The 19,150-nt window shown below is 65.5% G+C and carries 15 protein-coding genes, 1 tRNA gene and 1 pseudogene; 6 read left to right on the forward strand and 11 right to left on the reverse strand.

What is annotated here, in order from left to right; genetic code table 11:
• Positions 1-13: 13 nt before the first annotated feature.
• From CYR75_RS06725 to CYR75_RS16035, 5 genes are all read left to right on the forward strand, one after another.
• Positions 14-1,702 (forward strand): ABC transporter permease, encoded by a 1,689-nt coding sequence (locus tag CYR75_RS06725; RefSeq protein ID WP_101499348.1) that lies wholly within the window; start codon positions 14-16, stop codon positions 1,700-1,702.
• Positions 1,702-2,787, forward strand: a complete 1,086-nt coding sequence (locus tag CYR75_RS06730) for an ABC transporter ATP-binding protein (protein WP_101499349.1) — start codon at positions 1,702-1,704, stop codon at positions 2,785-2,787. The genes CYR75_RS06725 and CYR75_RS06730 overlap by 1 nt, the downstream gene beginning before the upstream one ends.
• Before the next feature lie 390 nt (positions 2,788-3,177).
• Positions 3,178-3,471, forward strand: a complete 294-nt coding sequence (locus CYR75_RS06735; RefSeq protein WP_158644606.1) for a helix-turn-helix transcriptional regulator — start codon at positions 3,178-3,180, stop codon at positions 3,469-3,471.
• 8 nt (positions 3,472-3,479) lie between these two features.
• Complete coding sequence (locus CYR75_RS06740; protein ID WP_158644607.1) at positions 3,480-3,782, forward strand: hypothetical protein; 303 nt, start codon at positions 3,480-3,482, stop codon at positions 3,780-3,782.
• Positions 3,779-5,902, forward strand: coding sequence for a relaxase/mobilization nuclease domain-containing protein (locus CYR75_RS16035; protein ID WP_158644608.1), 2,124 nt, complete (start codon positions 3,779-3,781; stop codon positions 5,900-5,902). The genes CYR75_RS06740 and CYR75_RS16035 overlap by 4 nt, the downstream gene beginning before the upstream one ends.
• A 232-nt stretch (positions 5,903-6,134) precedes the next feature.
• Here CYR75_RS16035 and CYR75_RS06755 read toward each other — a convergent pair.
• From CYR75_RS06755 to phaC, 4 genes are all read right to left on the reverse strand, one after another.
• Positions 6,135-6,224 (reverse strand) — tRNA-Ser (locus CYR75_RS06755).
• A 40-nt stretch (positions 6,225-6,264) separates the two neighbouring features.
• Complete coding sequence (gene phaR, locus CYR75_RS06760; protein ID WP_101499354.1) at positions 6,265-6,825, reverse strand: polyhydroxyalkanoate synthesis repressor PhaR; 561 nt, start codon at positions 6,823-6,825, stop codon at positions 6,265-6,267.
• Between the two features lie 115 nt (positions 6,826-6,940).
• Positions 6,941-7,402: a Phasin gene (locus CYR75_RS06765; protein WP_101499355.1), complete on the reverse strand. Its 462-nt coding sequence runs from the start codon at positions 7,400-7,402 to the stop codon at positions 6,941-6,943.
• A 134-nt stretch (positions 7,403-7,536) separates the two neighbouring features.
• Complete coding sequence (gene phaC, locus CYR75_RS06770) at positions 7,537-9,531, reverse strand: class I poly(R)-hydroxyalkanoic acid synthase (RefSeq protein WP_225972881.1); 1,995 nt, start codon at positions 9,529-9,531, stop codon at positions 7,537-7,539.
• A gap of 288 nt (positions 9,532-9,819) precedes the next feature.
• Between phaC and phaZ the strand changes: the two genes are divergently transcribed.
• The gene (phaZ, locus tag CYR75_RS06775) at positions 9,820-11,154 is read left to right on the forward strand and encodes a polyhydroxyalkanoate depolymerase (protein WP_101499357.1); all 1,335 of its coding nucleotides are present in this window, start codon (positions 9,820-9,822) and stop codon (positions 11,152-11,154) included.
• 101 nt (positions 11,155-11,255) lie between these two features.
• Here the strand turns inward: phaZ and purU are convergent, their stop codons facing one another.
• The 7 genes and pseudogenes from purU to rpiA all read right to left on the reverse strand — a co-directional run bounded on the left by purU (position 11,256) and on the right by rpiA (position 19,147).
• On the reverse strand, positions 11,256-12,140 hold the full coding sequence (purU, locus tag CYR75_RS06780; protein ID WP_101499358.1) for a formyltetrahydrofolate deformylase: 885 nt from the start codon (positions 12,138-12,140) through the stop codon (positions 11,256-11,258).
• 76 nt (positions 12,141-12,216) lie between these two features.
• Complete coding sequence (locus CYR75_RS06785) at positions 12,217-12,540, reverse strand: 2Fe-2S iron-sulfur cluster-binding protein (protein WP_101499359.1); 324 nt, start codon at positions 12,538-12,540, stop codon at positions 12,217-12,219.
• Positions 12,541-12,647: 107 nt separating this feature from the next.
• Complete coding sequence (locus CYR75_RS06790; RefSeq protein ID WP_101499360.1) at positions 12,648-14,180, reverse strand: DegQ family serine endoprotease; 1,533 nt, start codon at positions 14,178-14,180, stop codon at positions 12,648-12,650.
• Positions 14,181-14,635: 455 nt separating this feature from the next.
• A pseudogene (hflC, locus tag CYR75_RS06795) lies at positions 14,636-15,652 on the reverse strand (protease modulator HflC); the annotation flags it as partial.
• The gene (gene hflK, locus CYR75_RS06800; RefSeq protein WP_101499362.1) at positions 15,652-16,965 is read right to left on the reverse strand and encodes an FtsH protease activity modulator HflK; all 1,314 of its coding nucleotides are present in this window, start codon (positions 16,963-16,965) and stop codon (positions 15,652-15,654) included. The pseudogene hflC and the gene hflK, both read right to left, overlap by 1 nt.
• A gap of 62 nt (positions 16,966-17,027) precedes the next feature.
• Positions 17,028-18,419 carry a glutathione-disulfide reductase gene (gorA, locus tag CYR75_RS06805; RefSeq protein ID WP_101499363.1) on the reverse strand — a complete coding sequence of 464 codons (1,392 nt, stop codon included), beginning with the start codon at positions 18,417-18,419 and terminating at the stop codon, positions 17,028-17,030.
• Entirely contained in the window at positions 18,416-19,147 is a 732-nt protein-coding gene (gene rpiA / locus CYR75_RS06810) for a ribose-5-phosphate isomerase RpiA (RefSeq protein ID WP_101499364.1), read from the reverse strand. The genes gorA and rpiA overlap by 4 nt, the downstream gene beginning before the upstream one ends.
• Positions 19,148-19,150 lie beyond the last annotated feature (3 nt).

The following is a 19,150-nucleotide window of genomic DNA, read 5'->3' on the forward strand; positions in this document are numbered from 1 at the left end:
CGGAGTAGCAAGGATGGCCTTGGCGCGGACAAGGGGCGCGGCCCGCCGCGACATCGGGAGGCTGGCGCGTGACCCCGTGTTGGCCGTTCTGGTGTTGGCCATCTTCGCCGCAATCGCGATATTCGTCGTTTATCCGCTGGCGATGGTCTTCGTTGCCAGCCTCCAGTCCCGCACCGGCTGGACCGCGGAAAACTATGAGCTTTTCCTGACCCGCCGTGCCTATCGAGCGGCGCTGGTGAACTCACTGACGGTCGCCACGGTCGTGGGAATTGCCAGCACAGCCATCGGTTACCTTGCTGCATTCGTCATGACGCGGCTGCGCGTCCCGGCCAAAGGGCCCTTGCATTACCTGATGATGCTGCCCATCATCTCGCCACCTTTCGTGTCGGCCGTCGCGATCCTGTTCTTGTTCGGCTTTAACGGGCTCGTCACGAAAAAGCTGCTCGGCCTGCAGGATTTCAGCATCTACGGCTTTAGGGGCGTTGTGCTGTCGCAGATCTTCACCTTCGCGCCTATTGCCTACCTATCCCTGCGCGGTGTTCTGGCGGGCATCAGCCCCGTGTTGGAGGATGCGGCGCTGAACGTGGGCGCGTCGCGATGGCAGGCATTTCGAAAGGTCACGCTGCCCTTGTCCATGCCAGGGATACTCGGCGCGTTCCTCGTCGTCTTCATCGAGAGCATGGCAGACTTCGGCAACCCGCTGGTGCTCGCCGGGGCGGCCTTTCCAATGCTGGCGCCGCAAGCCTATCTGGAGATCACTGGCTCGTTCAACCTTGGACGGGGCGCGGCGCTGGCGGTGGTCCTGCTCATCCCGTCGATGACTGCATTCGCGATACAGCGCTACTGGTTGTCCCGGCGCAACTATGTCACCGTCACGGGCAAGCCCTCGTCCTCGACCTCGAAGATCGTCTCGCCCGGCGCAAAGTGGACGCTCTACGGCGTTCTTCTGGCGTTCGCCGCGCTTGTTCTGGCCTTCTATACCATCATCGTGCTGGGCGCGCTGACCGTGGTCTGGGGCTTTGACTACACCCCAACTCTGCGTCATTTCGCCTATGTCTTCGACGTCGGTGCCAAGACCGTCATGGATACGTTGACGGTCGCGCTTATCACGACGCCCGTATCCGGCATCCTGGGCATGTTGATCGCTTTTCTCGTGGTGCGGCGTCGCTTTCCGGGCAAGGGCTTGATGGAGTTCGGCGCGATCCTTAACTTTGCCGTGCCAGGCACAGTCGTCGGTATTGGCTATATCCTCGCCTTCAACGGACAGCCTTTGCCCTTGACCGGGACACTGACCATCCTCGTGCTGTGCTTTGTCTTCCGTTACATGCCTGTGGGCATCCAATCAGGCATCGCGGTGCTGCGCCAGATCGATCCTTCAATCGAGGAGGCGGCGCAAAACCTCGGCGCGTCCAGCCTTACAACCTTCCGCAAGGTCACGCTTCCGCTGATCGCGCCAGCCTTTTTCACCGCGTTGGTCTATGCCGTCGTGCGCGCCATGACTGCCATCAGCGCAGCAATTTTCCTGGTGTCGGCCAAGTGGAACCTGATGACGGTTCAGATCCTCAATCAGGTCGGCTCGGGCCGGTTGGGGGTGGCTGCGGCTTATTCGGTGGTCGTCATCCTCATCGTTCTGATCGCCACCGGGGTCATCAGCCTTATCGTCGCGCGCATGTCGCGCCACAACAAGATGGTCCGTTTCTAATGCCCGTTTCCGTCCGCACTGACCACCTGCGCAAAAGCTTTGCTAGCCCAGACGATACAGCCCGCACGATCGATGCGGTCCGCGGCGCCACGCTGGACATCGCGCCGGGAGAACTGGTGACGCTGCTTGGCCCTTCGGGCTGCGGGAAGACCACGCTGCTGCGCCTGATCGCGGGCTTCGAGGAGGCGACCTCGGGCGACATCTTCTTTGGGAACCGCCGCATGAACGACGTGCCGCCAAACAAGCGCGGCGCCACCATGGTATTCCAGTCCTATGCAATCTTTCCACATCTCAACGTGACCGAAAACGTAGCCTTTGGTCTGAGACTGGCAAAGCTACCCCGTGCCGCTGTCGAGGAGCGCGTCGCGGCCGCTCTCGCGCAGGCCGGCCTGACACCCATGGCTCGGCGCGCGCCAAGTCAACTGTCTGGCGGGCAACAGCAGCGCGTGGCCCTTGCGCGCGCCTTGGTGATGGAGCCCGCGGTGCTGCTGTTCGACGAGCCACTGTCTAACCTCGATGCCAAGCTGCGCGACCAGATGCGCATCGAGATCCGCGATCTGCAGAAGCGCGCCGGCATCACCGCCCTCTACGTGACGCACGACCAGATCGAGGCGATGAGCATCTCCGACCGGATCGTGGTCATGAATGGCGGCGCGATCGAGCAGATCGGCACCCCGTCAGAGATCTACGCCCGCCCCGCGACACGGTTTGTCGCGGACTTCGTCGGCAAAGCGAATTTCTTGCCCGCGCAGGTCGTGGGCGACCTGGTCATGATCGGAGAGCACGCGATCGCGGGCGTTGAACCCGAACCGACGCTAGAAGGGCAACTAACAGCCATGATCCGCCCTGAAGCGGTCGAGGTCATCTCCCCACAGGCGGACGCCTCTGCTTACCGGCAAGTATTTCAGGCGCAACTGCGGCGGATCGTGTTCATGGGCAGCACTGCCGAATGCCTGCTGGACGTGCCTGGGATGGGGGAATTGACGGTGGATGTTCCAAACCCGGCGGCTCGCTTGGCCGAGGGTGTCGGTGACGCCGTCCAGATCGGTTTTGCACCCGATGCGGTCCGGCTGCTGAAAAGGTGATCGAGCCGGCCGGAGTGACAATCAGGCTGGTGCGCAAGCTGTCGAGGGGCGCACCAAGACTTCCGCCAACCCATCTCTTCCTCGCTCCCCAGAAGCGGGGAGCTCGAAACTGCCGTCGAAGTCGCACTCTCCCGCCGCTCGATCTTCCGGCGCTGCAACAGGCTGCCAAAGCTGCTAATTTCCTGGCTAGCCAGGGGTTATCCACATAAACGATGCGGATCTGACCAAATAGGTCTAGGCGAGGCGAGGCGACACCGGATAATCTGTGTTTGCCGCTAAAGCCCACGCGGCAGCCCGGAAGGCGCCGCGCAGGAAGTAGTCTGACATCTCTTCTCTGCACGTCGGATGGGCGGAAGTCAACGGCAGAACGAAGAGAAAGGGACAGTGTCCATGACGAAGCAGACGACGGCTGCGGCCGATCTCTGCCTGATGGTGAAGCGCGATGTCTGCAAGGTCTTCGCGGTCAGCGAGGCGACGATCGACCGCTGGCTGCGGTCGGACCCGGACTTCCCGCAGCCGCGCAGGCTCGGGCCGAATTCCATCAGGTGGATCAAGAGCGAGGTGATGGCCTACATGTTGAGCCTGCCCCGCGTCGCCTATGACGACCATGCCTTCGATCCGAACGCGGCCGAGGCGGCGGATGAGGACGCAGGGGCTGGCCTCTGCGGCAGTGGGAACCACTAGCCATGAAGATGGAGCGTTTCGACGTCCGCCTGTCGGCGGAGGATGCCGCGCGCGTCGGCGCCGACATGCGCCGCCGCGGCATCACCAGCAAGGCCGAGCAGCTGCGCGACAGCTTGCGCGGGGGCTGGGCCGAGATGGCCGACGGCATCGCCACCGGCATCGGTGAACTTGTCCTGCTGCTGAACGACCTCGTGATCCTCGTCGATGACACCGCCGCAGTCGCGCCGGAGACGCTGGCGGCACTGATCGACCAGGTTATGAAGATGCTGCGCGCACTGCTGAGGATGATCAACGAAAGGGGGCGCGCATGACGCGCCCCTTTCTGTCCTTCATGTCGGACCTCGAGGCGATCCTGCGCTACCTGGCGCGGTTGCGGAGCCTCGACGCATCCCCACCTCAGGCCGATCTTGTTGCCGGCACGGTCCCCTGGCTCGGGCTGCGGCCCACCATGTCCTTCATCCGGACGCTGCAGAAGCCGGCCGACGTGAAGAAGAACCTGATCCTCATCACCGTCTCGCTGCCCGACGGCCGGACGCTGCCGCGCCGGCAGTGGCGGCAGGCGCTGAAGACGGTCTTCCTCAGCCTCGGCCTGCCAGAGCATCAGGTTCCGTGGCTGGCCTTCCGCCACCACGACAGCCGCTGCGAGCACGTCCACATCATGGCCATTGCCATGACCTTCGCCGGCCGACGCCTGCCTCTGACCGCACTCAAGCAGCGATGCGACGCCGCCGATCTCTGGCTCTGCCGCGATCTCGGGATCGTGCCGCCGGATTATCACCTTGCGGGAATGGGGCCACGGATGGGCATCTTCGTGCCCGCGCGCCGCATCGCCGCCTCGGATGCCCTGGAAAAGGACAGGTTCCGCAAGACCGCCGCAGAGATGACGGCGCAGCGCGCCGCCGCGACCGCCCTCAATGCCCCCATTGCGAAGGCAGTCCGCGAGGTGCTGCTGACCTGCCAGCCGGAGAACCCGGAGAGCCTGGCCGCCGCGCTTCGGCAGCGCGATCCGGCCACCACAGTTACCCGCGAGCCGGTGCCAGGCCAGCCGGATGACTGGATCTTCGCCCAAGCCGGTCACCGCATCAAGGGTTGGCAGTTGAGCCCGGAGCTCATCGACAGCCCGATGCAGCAGCGCTTCATCCGGGCCGGCCAGCTGCGCCGCCTGCGCAAGGTCCTGGACCTGCACCGTCTGCTGGTCGCGCTCGAGACTGGCCGCACCTCCCTCACCACAACCTGCAAGGAGATGATTCATGGCAAAAGCACCCCGGACCTCGACCGCTGGCGAGACGGAGCGCAGACCGCAGATGACGCCGAACGGCAGCCCGGCACCCGACACGGCGATCCCCAGCACCGCGACGCTCGCCCAGACCCGGGCGCTGCAGCTGCTCGACCGGTTGATCGACCAGCAACTGGAGACCCGGGAGATCTCGTCCGAGACCCTCGCGACATTGCGGCCGCTGACGTCCCTGTTGGATCTGCTGGCGCGCCCGCAGGACCAGTCGACGGAACTGGGCCGGCAGCTGGCCGAGTCGCTGAGCCAGCTGGCCTTCAGCGCGAGCGAGACCGCGCATCAGGTGAAGGACCTGCGCGCGGAGATCAGGAGCATGACGGCCGTGCTGGACGGGCTGACAAAGGCCGTCACCCAGCTGCAGGATGGGCAGAAGAAATTGGCCGCCAAGCTGGGCCGCCTGGACCAGAAGCTGGACCAGCTCACCCGCGACCTGTTCGAGGACCCGCCAGCCTCGGACAACAGCTGAGCCAAGTCCGTGCGGTGCTGCGCCGGACCGGCCTGCAGGCGCGGCCGCTCCTGCGCCGCCGCGACCGCAGCATCGCTGTCCGCTTCGCCGACGGCAGCGCCGCGCGGGTGAGGACGGATGAGGTCATTATCGAGCAGGCAGCAGCTGCCCAGAGTGGCATGGCCCGTCTGTTTGCGAAGGTGTGGGCCAAGATCTGCAACTGGCTCGACAACACCGATGGCAGCGCCTGGCCGTTCCCGGCGCCGCAGCGCCCCGGCATGCCGCTGGCGGCGACTAGGGCCGCCCTGCGCCGACAGATTGCCGCGCGCCTCCGGAAGGCGGAGCTGATCTGTCTTCACGATAAAACGGAACATCGCCAAGCGATGCAGAACATGCTGCGCGCGGAGTTCGGCCTGCCAGAGCCGCTTGCCCGCAAGGCGCCGCAACAGTCGCGTGTTCTCGTTCTCACGCCGCACTGCGTGGCCGATCTTGCCAGCGAGCCGGTGTGGTATCTGGACAGGCTGATGGCCATGCAGGCTGCGCATCCGGATCTGGGTGTGATCACGCTTGCGCCCGATCCCGGGGCGCCGCAGTTCAGCAACATCGCGGGTCTCGTGGAAGAGATCGAGGCGGCCGGACGGCATGCGGAGGCGGAGCCAGAAGATCCGGAGGAGGCACCGGCACCAAATTGGTAGAAGGAGATATCGGCCGTGGCCCGTCAGACATGGCCGTTAGCACATCTGAACACGACACGCCCCACATCGCCCCGAGCGGTGCCTCGGCTCTTCCCTTCGGCGGGGGCGATTCCTATGTTGCCACTGAGGCGCTCCCAAAGGGGTGCCTCCGGCGGAGTGCTACCTCGTTTGCTACCCGCCGAAGAACGAGAGCAACAATAGCGAAAGAAATCAACCTGATGTAGGTAGGTCGTGGCGGACGGTGAGGGATTCGAACCCTCGAGACGGTTCCCCGCCTACACACTTTCCAGGCGTGCGCCTTCGACCACTCGGCCAACCGTCCTTGGCGGGCTAGTTAGCCGGTGTCGCGGGGGATCGCAAGATCACAAGCGGGAAATCCGCTTCTGCAATTCGGCCAGTTCGCGGCGGATCTCAGCCATGTCGTTCTCCGAGCCTTTGGCGGGTTTTTCCTCGGCCGGTTCGCTTCCGGGGACGTTGGTCCAGCCGCCCATCATCGCCTTCAGGAAGGCCTGTTGCTGGCGCTGAAGCTGCTCGAAGCCCGGCATGCGCGACATCGGGCTGGGGATGACGGCCATCTTTTCCATGATCTTCGACTGGCCCTCGCGCAGCATCTCGAAGCTGGCGGCGAGGAATTGCGGCACCACGCTTTGCGCCTGGGTGGTGTAGCTGCGCACGAGGTCGGTCAGCACGTCGACGGGCAGCACGTTCTCGCCCCGGCTTTCATGTTCGGCGATGATCTGCAGCAGATATTGACGGGTCAGATCGTCACCGGATTTCAGGTCCACGATCCGCACCTCGCGCCCGTCGCGGATGAAGGACGAGATGTCGTCGAGCGTGACATAATCGCTGGTTTCGGTGTTATACAGCCGCCGGCTGGCATAGCGTTTGATCAGAAGCGGTGACGCGGCATCTGGCTGAACCATCGGCTGACCTCATTTGTGCATTTGCAGCATATTGCGGTCCGGCACCGCGAAATGCAAAGGGAAAAGGGGCCGCCCGATGGGCCGCCCCTTGCAGATCACGTCCAAAAGAGGGTGATCAGACTTTCGGGTTCATGCTCGAGGTCGACGACTTCATCACCGCGTCCTGGGCCTGACGGCCGGCTTTCTCGGTGGCTTTCTGCGCGTCGTCAGCCATGTCCTTGCCAGCGGCCATCAGCAGGTCGACGGTTTCCATCTGCAGCTTCTTGGCGACTTCGGCAAAGGCCGACATGTGCTCGGCAGCGGTCTCGGCCGACTGGTTGGCGAAATCGGTGAACGCTTTGGCATAGGCGCCGGCGTCGTCTTTTTTCGCGGTCAGTTCACCAACGCGGGCGATGGTGTCCTTGGCCCACTGGGCGGAAATCTCGGTCGAACGCTCGGCAGCCGACAGCGCAACGCGCGACAGCTTTTCATTCAGCGCCGACTGGCTTTTGAAGGCGTCCTGCATCGACGAGGTGTCGACGGGGAAATTCGCCATCATGTCTTGCATGGTTTTGGTAAAATCGGGGGTCTTGGCCATTTCAATCTCCTGTCTGGGCGGGCTCTCGATGCTGCCGCCTGTCTTAATTCGGTAAACACAAGATAGATGCTGCAGCGCAGCATTTCAAGCCTTATTTCTGCGCTGCAGCGTGAATCGGCGAATTCCACGCCGGATCAAGCCCTTTCATGGACATAGGTGCCCGGCGCGGGGCCAAGACCGTCCTCGGGCTCTCGGGCGGGGACCATCTGGCCCGAATGCTTCGACAGCCATTCCTGCCATGTGGGCCACCAGCTTCCGGGGGTCAAGCTGGCCGATTCGCGCCAAGCCTCGGGGCCGTGGTCGAAATCGGCGCCGCCGGTATAGTGGCCGTATTTCTTCTTGGAGGGCGGGTTCACGATGCCGGCGATATGGCCCGACTCGGACAGGATGAAGCGCTTGTCCTTTGTTCCCATCTGGGCCACGCCCTTCCAGCTATGCTTCCACGGCGCGATGTGGTCGGTCTCGCAGCCGATGGCGCAGACGGGCAAGGTGATGTCGCGCAGGTGCAGGGCGTGGCCATCCATCGGATAGCCGTCCCCGACCAGCAGGTTCTGCTGACACAGCCCGCGCAGGTAATCCAGCGCCATGCGCCCCGGCAGGTTCGTCCCGTCGCCGTTCCAGTAGAGCAGATCGAAGGCCGGCGGCGATTCCCCCATCAGATAGGACCGGATCGCCGGGCCCCAGACCAGATCGTTGGCGCGCAGAAAGCTCATCGTGCGGGTCATCAGATGCGAGGCGAGGATCCCTGCCCGCGCCACCTCGGCGGCGATGCCGTCGACGAAATCATCCTGCAGGAAGGGCGTGAACTCTCCCTGTTCGGCAAAATCGGTCAGCGTGGTGAAGAAGGTGGCCGAAGCCACGCGGTCGTCGCCCCGCTCTGCCATCAGCGCCAGCGCCAGCGACAGGGTGGTGCCGCCGATGCAATAGCCGACGGCGTTCAGGCGCGGTTGGGCGGTGATCTCCTCGATGGCGTCCATGACCGCCAGATAGGCGTGAACGTAATCCTCCAGCCCGATATCGGCAAAGCTGGGATCGGGGTTCTTCCAGGACACGACGAACAGGGTATAGCCCTGATCCACGATCCAGCGGATCAGGCTGTTTTCCGGCTTGAGGTCCAGAACGTAGTATTTGTTGATCCAGGGCGGAAAGAGCACCAGCGGCAGCGCGTGGACCTGTTCGGTCGAGGGGCTGAACTGGATCAGCTCATACATCTTCTCGCGCCGGACGACCTTGCCGGGGGCGGTGCCGATGTTCTCGCCCACCGAAAAGGCGTCGCGGTCGGCCAGCGAGACGATCATCTCGCCGCCATGCGCCTCGATGTCGCTGACCAGGTTCTCCAGCCCGCGCACCAGGCTTTCGCCCTCGGTTTCCAGCGCCCGCTGGATCGCGTCCGGGTTGGTCGGCAGAAAGTTCGTCGGCGCGAACATGTCGATGATCTGGTTGGTCAGCCAGTTCAGCCGGTGGCGGTCGGTCTCGCTCGGCATTTCCAGGTTCTCGGCGGCCTCGCGCATGGCGCGGGCGTTGATCTGGTACTGCGTCTTGACCGCGTTGAAATAGGGGTGCGACTGCCATAGCGGGTTACGAAAGCGCTTGTCGGTCTCGACCTCGTCGCCCTCGGGGACGGTCAGCTGACCGCGGGCGAACTGGCCCTGCAGATCGGCATAAAGCGACAGGGTCTGGCCCCAGTATTTCACCTGCTGCTCAAGCAGGCGGGCCGGCTGTTCGGACCACATCCGCGCCATGGCAAGGCCGGCATTGACCACCAGATCGGTGCCCGGCCGCTCGACGCCCGGATCGCGCATCGGGCGCTGCGACAGCGCGGCGGCCAGACGCTGGGTCAGCGCCTCGATCCGCTCCATGTTCTCGGCCAGCTGCGAGCCTGCGGGGGCGGCGGGGCGGTCGTCGGTGTCTGCGCTCTGCTGTGGGGCCGTGGCGGGGGGCTGGTTCGGGGGTTGTGGCGCGGCGGAAAAACCGGTGTCGGGCCGATCCCTGGTCGTGGTTTCGGCGCCCTGCCCGGCTTGGGTCGGCGTCTGATTGTCGCTGCGGCGGGTGTCATCCTGGCCGGATTTCGCCTCGGCGGGCTGGCGCGCGGGTTTCGCGGCGGGCTTCGACGCCTTGCTTGATGTCATTTTTGCCGATGTGTCGGATTGCTCGGCGGCACGCGCCCGGACCGGCTTGTCGTCTGTAGTTGCTGATTTTTCAACACCTTGACGCGGCGTCAACTTGCGCGTTTTTGACGCATTGCCCTGCCCGGAACCGCTATTTTTCCGCGTGTCGTTGCTTGCCATGACCTGCCATCCCCCCTAATCTGACACCAAGTCTAACCGGCCCGGCGTCAATGAAAAAGGGGCAAGGGTCGGTCAAGAGGCAGAAAGAGCGGCAACCAGCCAGGCCGAAACCCAAGGACAGACGCAACCATGCCCAAACAACCCCCCCAGGGTCTGATCTCTTATGATGTGATGGAGACGGTCCGAAATACCAATGAATGGCTCGGCGCTTCGGCCCGCGCCATGGCATCCTATCCCGCCTTCGCGATGATCCCGCACCCGTTCTTTCGGGTGATGAGCGCGTGGGGCCGGGTGACCGAGCGCAGTTTCGCGCGCATGGTCATCAAGCCCGACTGGAACATCCCGCCGATTCTCGGCCCGGACGGGCAGGACCACATCGTCTATGTCGACCGGGTGCTGAAACGCGACTTCGGCGACCTTCTGCATTTCCGCGTCGCCCGGCGCGAACCCATCGACCGCAAGATCCTGCTGATCGCGCCGATGTCGGGTCACTATGCGACTCTGCTGCGCTCGACCGTGAACTCGCTGCTGCCCGATGCCGAGGTCTATGTCACCGACTGGCACAATGCGCGCAACATCCCGGTATCCAAGGGCAAGTTCGATATCGAGGATTACACCCTCTATGTCATGGACTTCATGCGCCATCTGGGCCCCGATCTGAACGTGATCGCGGTCTGCCAGCCGGCGCCGCTGGCGCTGGCCGCGACCGCCCTGCTGGCCGAGGAAGAGCCAGAGGCGCAGCCGCGCACGCTGACCCTGATCGGCGGGCCGATCAACCCCGACGCCGCACCGACCGAGGTGACCGATTTCGGCCGCCGTCATACCATGGGCGAGCTGGAATATCTGGCCATCCAGCAGGTCGGGTTCAAATATGCGGGCGCCGGCCGGATGGTCTATCCGGGGCTGGCGCAGCTGACCTCGTTCATCTCGATGAACGCCGACACCCATACCCGCGCCTTTGTCGACAAGATCTTCGCCGAGGCGCGTGGCGAGGGGTCGGAACGTGACCGGCACTACAAGTTCTATGACGAATATCTGGCGGTCATGGACATGACGGCGGAGTTCTACCTCTCGACGGTGCAGCGCATCTTCAAGGGTCTGGAAATCGCCGAGAACCGCTTCGAAGTGGCCGGGCGCATGGCAGACATGACCAAGATCCGCGATGTCGCCGTCTTTACGGTCGAAGGCGCGAATGACGACATCTCGGCCCCCGGCCAATGCGTCGCGGCGCTGGATATCTGCTCCAACCTGGATGCGTCGAAGAAAAAGCAGCATCTCGAGGAAGGCGCGGGCCATTACGGCATCTTTGCCGGCAAAAGCTGGCGGCTGAACATCCGCCCGATCGTGCTCGACTTCATCGACGATCACTCGGGCAAGGGCCTGCCCGACCGCCGCCGCCGCGCCGTGGGCGACCGGGTGCCGGTGCAGCCGGGCAAGATCAACAGCAGCCGCATGGCCGTCTGACGCAGCTTGTGCCCCGCGCCACAAGGCGCGGGCTTGCAAATAAAACGCCCTGCCCGACGCGTGTCGTGGCAGGGCGTTTTCGTTTTGCCGATGGGGCGACGTCAGCCCATCCGTTCCGAGGCATAGCTGCCGGGCGAGGCCGGAAACACCACCGTCCGCGTCCCGTTCACGAACACCCGGTGGTGGATATGGGCGTGGATCGCACGGGCCAGCACCTGCGCCTCGACATCGCGGCCAAGGCTGACGTAGTCGGCGGGCGACTGGGCGTGGGTGACGCGCACCGTCTCTTGCTCGATGATCGGACCCTCATCCAGATCCTTGGTGACGTAATGCGCGGTCGCCCCGATCAGCTTCACCCCGCGCTCATAAGCCTGCTTGTAGGGATTCGCCCCTTTGAAGCTGGGCAGGAACGAGTGGTGGATGTTGATGATCCGGCCCGACATCGTCTCGCACAGCCGGTCCGACAGAATCTGCATATAGCGCGCCAGCACCACCAGTTCGGTCTGCGTCTCGGCCATCAGATCGCTCAGCCGGGCCTCGGCCTCAGCGCGGGTCTCGCGCGTGATGCGGATGTGGTGAAAGGGGATGTCATGGTTCACCACCAGCTTCTGATAGGTCAGATGGTTCGAGACCACGCCGACGATGTCGATGGGCAGCGCCCCGATCCGCCAGCGATAGAGGATGTCGTTCAGGCAATGCCCAAAGCTCGACACCATCAGCAGCACGCGCATCCGGTGGCTGGCATCATGGATCGCGGCCTGCATCTGCAGATCCTCGGCAATCGGGCGCAGCGCCGATTGCAGCGCGGCGATGCCGTGGCCGTCGAGGTCGGAAAAGCTGATCCGCATGAAGAACCGGCCCGCTTCCAGATCGTCGAACTGCGCCGAGTCGGTGATGTTGCAGCCATGCTGCGCCAGAAAGCTCGAGATCGCGGCGACGATGCCGCGCCGTGTCGGGCAGGTGACGGTCAGGACCAGATCGGACATGCGGGGAATTTCCTGTCAGAACGCATCAGGCCCCGACCGGCACCGGCCGGGGTACAGGCGGGACGGCGCGGATTTTCTAGATCTGCTTTTCGGGCATGTTCACCACCAGCCCGTCCAGCTCTGGCGTGACCCGGATCTGGCAGGTCAGGCGCGAACGGACCGGATCGGGCTCATAGGCGAAATCCAGCATATCCTCTTCCATCGGGTCGCGCGGCGGCAGGCGGTCCACCCATTCCGGCGCCACATAGACGTGGCAGGTCGAACAGGCGCAGGCGCCGCCGCAATCCGCCTCGATCCCCGGCACGCCATTGTCGCGCGCGCCTTCCATCACCGTCATGCCCGGCTTGACCTCGACCTCATGCGGGGTGCCGTCATGTTCGATATAGGTAATTCTGGCCATCGGTCTTCCTTCAACTTTGCCGCTCGACATAAGCCATGCGCCTTGCAAAGAAAAGGCGGGACCGGTTGGCCCCGCCCTGGGTGGTTGCGGCGTGTCGACGCGGCCGGTCAGGGCTCGATCGACAGCGCGACAAAGCGCGGCTCGCCGCCGCGGCGGATCAGAAGCAGCAGCGATTTGCGCCCCGCCTCGCGTGCCTCGGCGATCCGCGCCGACAGATCCTCGACCGAGGTGACAGGCTGCTGCCCGGCTTCGGTGATGACGTCGCCCGGCGACAGCCCCTTGCCGGCCGCGTCCGAGGCCGGATCGACCTCGCGGATGACCAGACCCTGCTGGCCCTCGCCCATGCCAAGCTCGGCCGCGATTTCGGGCGTCAGCACCTGGACCGACATGCCCAGCGTTTCCTCGGCCCCCGGGGCGGCGTCGCTTTCGCTGTCGCTGGCGGTGCCTTCGGCGATCTCGCGGCGGCCAAGCGTCACGTCAAGCTGCTCGGTCTTGCCGTTGCGCAGCACCGTGACCGAGACCTTTTCCCCGATCGGCGCCTGCGCCACGCGGGCGACCAGATCGCGGTCGTCCGCGATGTCCTTGCCGTCGAATTTCGTGATCACATCGCCGGCCTGCACGCCCGCATCCGCCGCCGGCCCGTCCGGCACATCGGTGACCATCGCGCCGCTTTCGGTGTCGAGCCCCAACGATTCCGCGATTTCCGGCGTGACGCGCTGGATTTTGACGCCCAGCCAGCCGCGCCGGGTTTCCCCGAACTCGCGCAGCTGATCGACGACCGTGGTCACGACGTTCGAGGCCATCGAAAAGCCGATCCCGATGGACCCGCCATTGGGCGACAGGATCGCGGTGTTCACGCCGACCACCTGCCCGTCCATGTTGAACAGCGGCCCGCCCGAGTTGCCGCGGTTGATCGAGGCATCGGTCTGGATGAAGTCGTCATAGGTGCCGGTCAGTGCCCGACCGCGGGCCGAGACGATCCCGGTCGAGGCCGAAAAGCCCTGCCCCAGCGGGTTGCCAAGCGCCAGCACCCAGTCGCCCACGCGGGCCGCGTCGCTGTCGCCAAAGCTGACATAGGGCAGATCGGTGGCGTTCACCTTGAGCAGCGCGATGTCCGTCTGCTTGTCGGTGCCGACCACCTCGGCCTTGCGGCGGGCGCCGTCGCGGAACTCGATCTCGATCTCGTCGGCGCCGTCGATGACGTGATTATTGGTGACGATATAGCCATCCTCGGAAATCACGAAGCCAGAGCCGAGCGCGCTGGCCCGCTGCGGCTGGCGGCGGTTGTTGAAGCGCGGATCGCCGCCCGGTCCCTGATTGGGCATCGGAAAGCCGAAATCCCGGAACAGGTCGGAAAACGGGCTGCCCTCGGGGAACATCGGGCTGGTCGGCTGTTCGATCACCGAGGTGGTGTTGATGTTCACCACCGCCGGCGAGACCTGCTCGACCAGATCGGCAAAGCTGTCGGGCATCACCTGCTGACGGCGGGCCGGCGAATCCGGCGCGGTCAGGGGCGGATCGGCCGAATTCGCGGCAGCCTGCGGCGTGGCCGCGCTGTCCTGCGCCAGGCTCGGCACGCCGCCCAGGCAGAGTGCCGCGACCGAGGCCGTGGCCAGAATTCGAGAGAGACGGTTTCGCATCGAAAGTCCTTTCCATCTTGGCGCCGGACGGAACCCGGCGCCCGGCCTTCGGGGCCGGTTGTGCGAAGCAGCAAACGGCAGATGGGCAGCCGTTGCAAATAAATCACGCTCCGCCCCGATGAACTCATTGTGACGAATCCGATACTGGCCCGTCAGCCGCGCAAAGAAAAGGGCGGCCAAGGCCGCCCGTTTTCCCGGATTTTGTCGCCGCCTCAGTTCAGCGGCACCACGACATCACCCTCGGTCGGCGCGGTCGCGGCCGGGTCGGCGGAAGCGGTTTCGTCGGGTTCCGGCGCGGCCGGCGCATCCTGCGGTGCGGCATCCTGCGACGTGCTGTCCAGCGCATCGACATCCGGCAGCGGCGCGTCATCGACCGGCGGGACCGGCGATTGCTGGTCGGGCAAGGCGGAATCGCCCATGGCCGCGCCCGGCTCCTCGTCCCACGGCATTTCCAGCGGCTGCGGCGTCACCGCGCTGCCGGCCCGGATCGGGGCCTTGCCGTCATCCTGACCGTTGTCCTTGTCGGGCAAGGTGGACAGGTTCTCCTCCTCGGGCAGCGCCTCGGCCGGGGTGGCGGGGCGGGCATTGGCCGCGCCGTCGCTGCGCAGATAGCTGAAGAAATCCCCATCCGGCTGCAGCACAAGCTGCGAGTTGCCGCCTTGCAGCGCGCGTTCATATGCCGTCATCGAGCGGGTGAAGGCGAAGAATTCCGGATCGCGGCCAAAGGCGTCGGCATAGATCGCGTTCCGCGAGGCGTCGGCCTCACCCCGAATGATCTCGGCGTTCCGGCGCGCTTCCGAGGTGAGTTCGACCACGGTCCGGTCGGCGGCGGCGCGAACCCGGCGGGCGGCTTCGTTACCGCGCGCGATCTCGTCGGCGGCCTCGCGTTCCCGCTCAGCCCGCATCCGCTCGTAGGTGGCGGAGAGGTTCTGCTCGGGCAGGTCGGTGCGGGTCAGGCGGACGTCGATGATCTCGACCCCCAGCCCGGCCGAGTTCCGGCGCGCCTCGTCGCGGATCTGGTTCATCATCGCGGTCCGGTCGTCCGACAGCACCGTGGTCGAGGGAACCGAGCCCAGCACCTCGCGGATGGCGGTCCGCACGATGGGGTCGAGACGACCCAGCGCGGCCTCGATCCCGCCGGTGCCGACGGCCTGACGGAAGCGGACGACATCGGTGATCCGCCAGCGCGCGAAGGCGTCGACGATCAGGCGGCGGTCATCCAGCGGGGTGATTTCCAACGGCGTCGTGGACAGCCCCAGAATGCGGTCGTCATACTGCACGACCTCGTCCAGAAACGGGATCTTCATCCCCAGACCGGGGCTTTCCTTGACGTTCACCACCCGGCCCAGCCGCAGGACCAGCGCCTTTTCACGCTCGTCCACGATGAACAGCGCCGAGGCGGCGACGATGGCCACGACGATCAGCGCCGGGATCGCCAGTGTGCCCAGCAGTCTTGTGCGTGCCTTGGCCATCAGTTGCCCCCCTGCTGCGTGTTGCCGGGCCCGGCGGTCGTGCTTGCGCCCGCGCCAGAGCCGGTGTTGCTGATCGTGGCGGTCCCGCTGCCGGGCGCGCGGCCCTGATCGGTGCCGCGCAACCGGTCGAGCGGCAGATAGGGCACGACCCCTTGGGCGGCATCTTCGCCCAGCAGGATCTTGTCCACGTTACCCAATACTTTTTCCATCGTTTCCAGATACATCCGCTTGCGCGTGACCTCGGGCGCCTTGGCATATTCGGCATAGACCGAGTTGAACCGCGCCGATTCACCCTGCGCGTCGTTGACGGCCTGGGCGCGGTAGGCCTCGGCCTCTTCGACCAGCGCTGCGGCCTCACCCCGTGCGGCGGCGAGGACGCGGTTGGCATAGGCGTCGGCTTCCTTTTCCAGCGCGTCGCGGCGCTGCTGCGCGGCCTGCACTTCGCGGAAGCTGTCGATGACCTCGTTCGGCGGGTCGGCGCGGTCAAGGTTGACCCGGACCACGTTGATCCCGGACTGATAGCTGTCCAGCGTCTGCTGCACGGCCAGTTTCAGATCCTCGGCAATGGCGCCACGGTCGCGGTTCAGGATCGGCGCCAGTTCCGACCGCGCGATGATGTCGCGCATGGCGGATTCGGCGACGGCCCGGATGGTGCCAGAGGCATCGGCGAGGTTGAACAGGAATTTTTCGGGGTCCGAGATGTTCCAGACCACCTGATATTCCATGTCCACGATGTTCTGGTCGCGGGTCAGCATCAGCCCGCTATCGGGCGTGCTGATCGTGCCGGGGCGCGAGCGCGCCTCGACCTGACCGGTGCCGATCTCGGTCACGCGTTCGCCGGTGACCTGCACCACCTCGCGGGTCACGACCGGCCAGGGCGCAAAGTTCAGACCCGGCTCGCCGGTGCCGATGGCGCGGCCGAACAGGAACTCGACGGCGCGTTCTTCGGGCTTGACGGTATAAAAACTCGCCGCGGCCCACAGGCCCACGACCAGCAGCGCACCCAGACCCAAGGTCCGGCGGTCAAAGCTGAAATTCGGCGTGCGCGGCCCCTTGGGACCGCCCGTGCCGCCGGACCCGCCGCGCCCGCCCATCAGGACGCGCAGCCGGTCCTGGCCCTTGCGCATCAATTCCTCGATCTCGGGGGCGCCCGGACGCTCGCCGGGGCGACGGGGCGGTTCGGGGCGTTGTCCGCCCTGCCCGCCCGGCTGTCCCCATGGCCGCTGAGGCCCGCGCGGCGGCTGCTTGCCGTCCCCGTTGCCGCCCTTGTCGTCCGATCCGCCGCTACCGCCGCCCCAAGGGCCCTGTGCCATATGTCTGCCTCGTTGTTCTTCGGTTGTGCCTGAACTAGGGGTGAGACCCAGAAATTCAAGGCTTAAGCGCCGATTGCCCTATCCTTGACAGCGTCGATCACGCGCGCCGGCTGGCGCAGAGTGACCAGTTCCTCGGCCATTGTCGGGTGAACGGCGACGGTGCGGTCGAAATCCCGCTTGGTCGCGCCCATGGTCACGGCGATGGCGGCAAGCTGAATCATCTCGCCCGCGTCGGGGCCGAAGATGTGGCAGCCCAGCACGCGGTCGCTTTGCCGGTCCACCACCAGCTTCATCATCACCCGCGCGTCGGAGCCCGCGAACATGCTGCGCATCGGCCGGAAACGGGTTTCATAGATCAGCACATCGCCGCGAAGTTCCGCCTCGTCCTCGGTCATGCCGATGGTCGCGGCCTCGTGGGGACGGGTATAGACGGCGCTGGCGACCAGGCTGTGATCCAGCTTGTCGGGCTTGTTGCCGAAGACGGTGTCGGCAAAGGCATGGCCCTCGCGGATGGCGACCGGGGTCAGGTTGATGCGGTCGGTCACGTCGCCCACGGCGAAGATCGAGGGGATGTTGGTCTGCGACCATTCATCGACCAGGATCTCGCCCCATTTGCCGGTCTTGACCCCGGCCTCTTCCAGTCCCAGACCCTTGGTATAGGGCACGCGACCCGTCGCGAACATGACCGCGTCGTAATATTCGGTCGTCCCGTCATTCATGCTGACCCGGATGCGCTCGCCATCCGCTTCCAGTTTTTCGGGCGAGGCGTTCAGCCGCAGGCTGACCCCGGATTCGGCGATCTGTTCGGTCATCAGATCGCGCAGGCCGGAATCGAAGCCGCGCAGCACCTTGTCGCCGCGATAGACCTGCACGGTGGGCACGCCCAGCCCGTTCAGGATGCCGGCGAATTCGCAGGCGATGAAGCCGCCGCCCACGACCAGCGCACGGGTCGGCAGACGCTTCATCAGGAACAGATCGTCCGAGATCATGCCCAGTTCCGCCCCCGGCAGGTCGGGCAGATAGGGCCGCCCGCCGGCGGCGATCAGGATATGCTTGGCGGTGAACACCTCGCCGCCGGCCAGTTCGACCTCATGCGGGCCGCGCAGCCGGGCGCGCTGCTTGTGGATCGTCACCCCCGCGGCTTCCAGACCCGCGGAATAGGCGCGTTCAAGCCGGTCCAGCTCCTCGTCCAGCTTGGGCCGGAAGGCGGGCCAGGAAAAATCGCCGGCCTCGGCGTCAAGCCAGCCATAGCCGCGCGATTCGGCGGCCGCTTCGGGCGCGCCCGAGGCATAGACCATCAGCTTTTTCGGCACGCAGCCCCGGATGACGCAGGTGCCGCCCATGCGGCTTTCCTCTGCCAGCGCCACACGCGCGCCGTAGCCGGCCGAGATGCGCGCCGCGCGGACTCCGCCAGAGCCGCCGCCGATGACGAAAAGATCATAGTCAAAGCTCATTCCAAGCCCTCCTGGATGGCTTCAAGCTCGGTCACATTGCCATCCGGCTGCCCGATCAGGGCCAGATCGCACAGGTTCAGGAACAGGCCGTTTTCGACCACACCCGGGATCTCGTTCAGCGCCTGCGACAGGGCGTGGGGGTCGGGGATCGCCTCCAGCGCGAGATCGAGGATATAGTTCCCCTCATCGGTCAGCAGCGGCTGGTCGTCATGCTTGCGCAGCAGGATCGGCCGTTCCGTCAGGTCGAGCCGCGCCAGCGCCCGGCAGATCAGCTCGCGCGTGGTCTGCCAGCCAAAGGCGATCACCTCGACCGGCAGGTGGAACGCGCCAAGCCGGTCCACGACCTTGGTCCCGTCAGCCATCACCACCATGCGATCCGACGCGCAGGCGACGATCTTTTCGCGCAGCAGCGCCGCGCCGCCGCCCTTGATCAGGTTCAGATCCGGGTCCAGCTCGTCCGCGCCGTCCAGCGTCAGGTCCAGCCAGCCGATCTCGTCCAGCCCCTCGATTCTGATGCCCAGCCGGGTCGCCAGATCGGCGGTCGCCTGCGAGGTCGCGGCGCAGCGCAGTTGCAGCCCCTCGGCCTCGACCCGCTCGGCCAGGCGCCGGACCATGAAGGCGGCGGTCGAGCCGCTGCCCAACCCCAGCCGCATCCCGTCGCGCACCAGCGCGACAGCGGCGATGGCGGCGGCGTTCTTGGCCGTGTCGGCGGGCGAAAGCTGGGTCATGAC

This window comes from Paracoccus jeotgali (assembly GCF_002865605.1).
Classification (GTDB): Bacteria; Pseudomonadota; Alphaproteobacteria; order Rhodobacterales; family Rhodobacteraceae; genus Paracoccus; species Paracoccus jeotgali.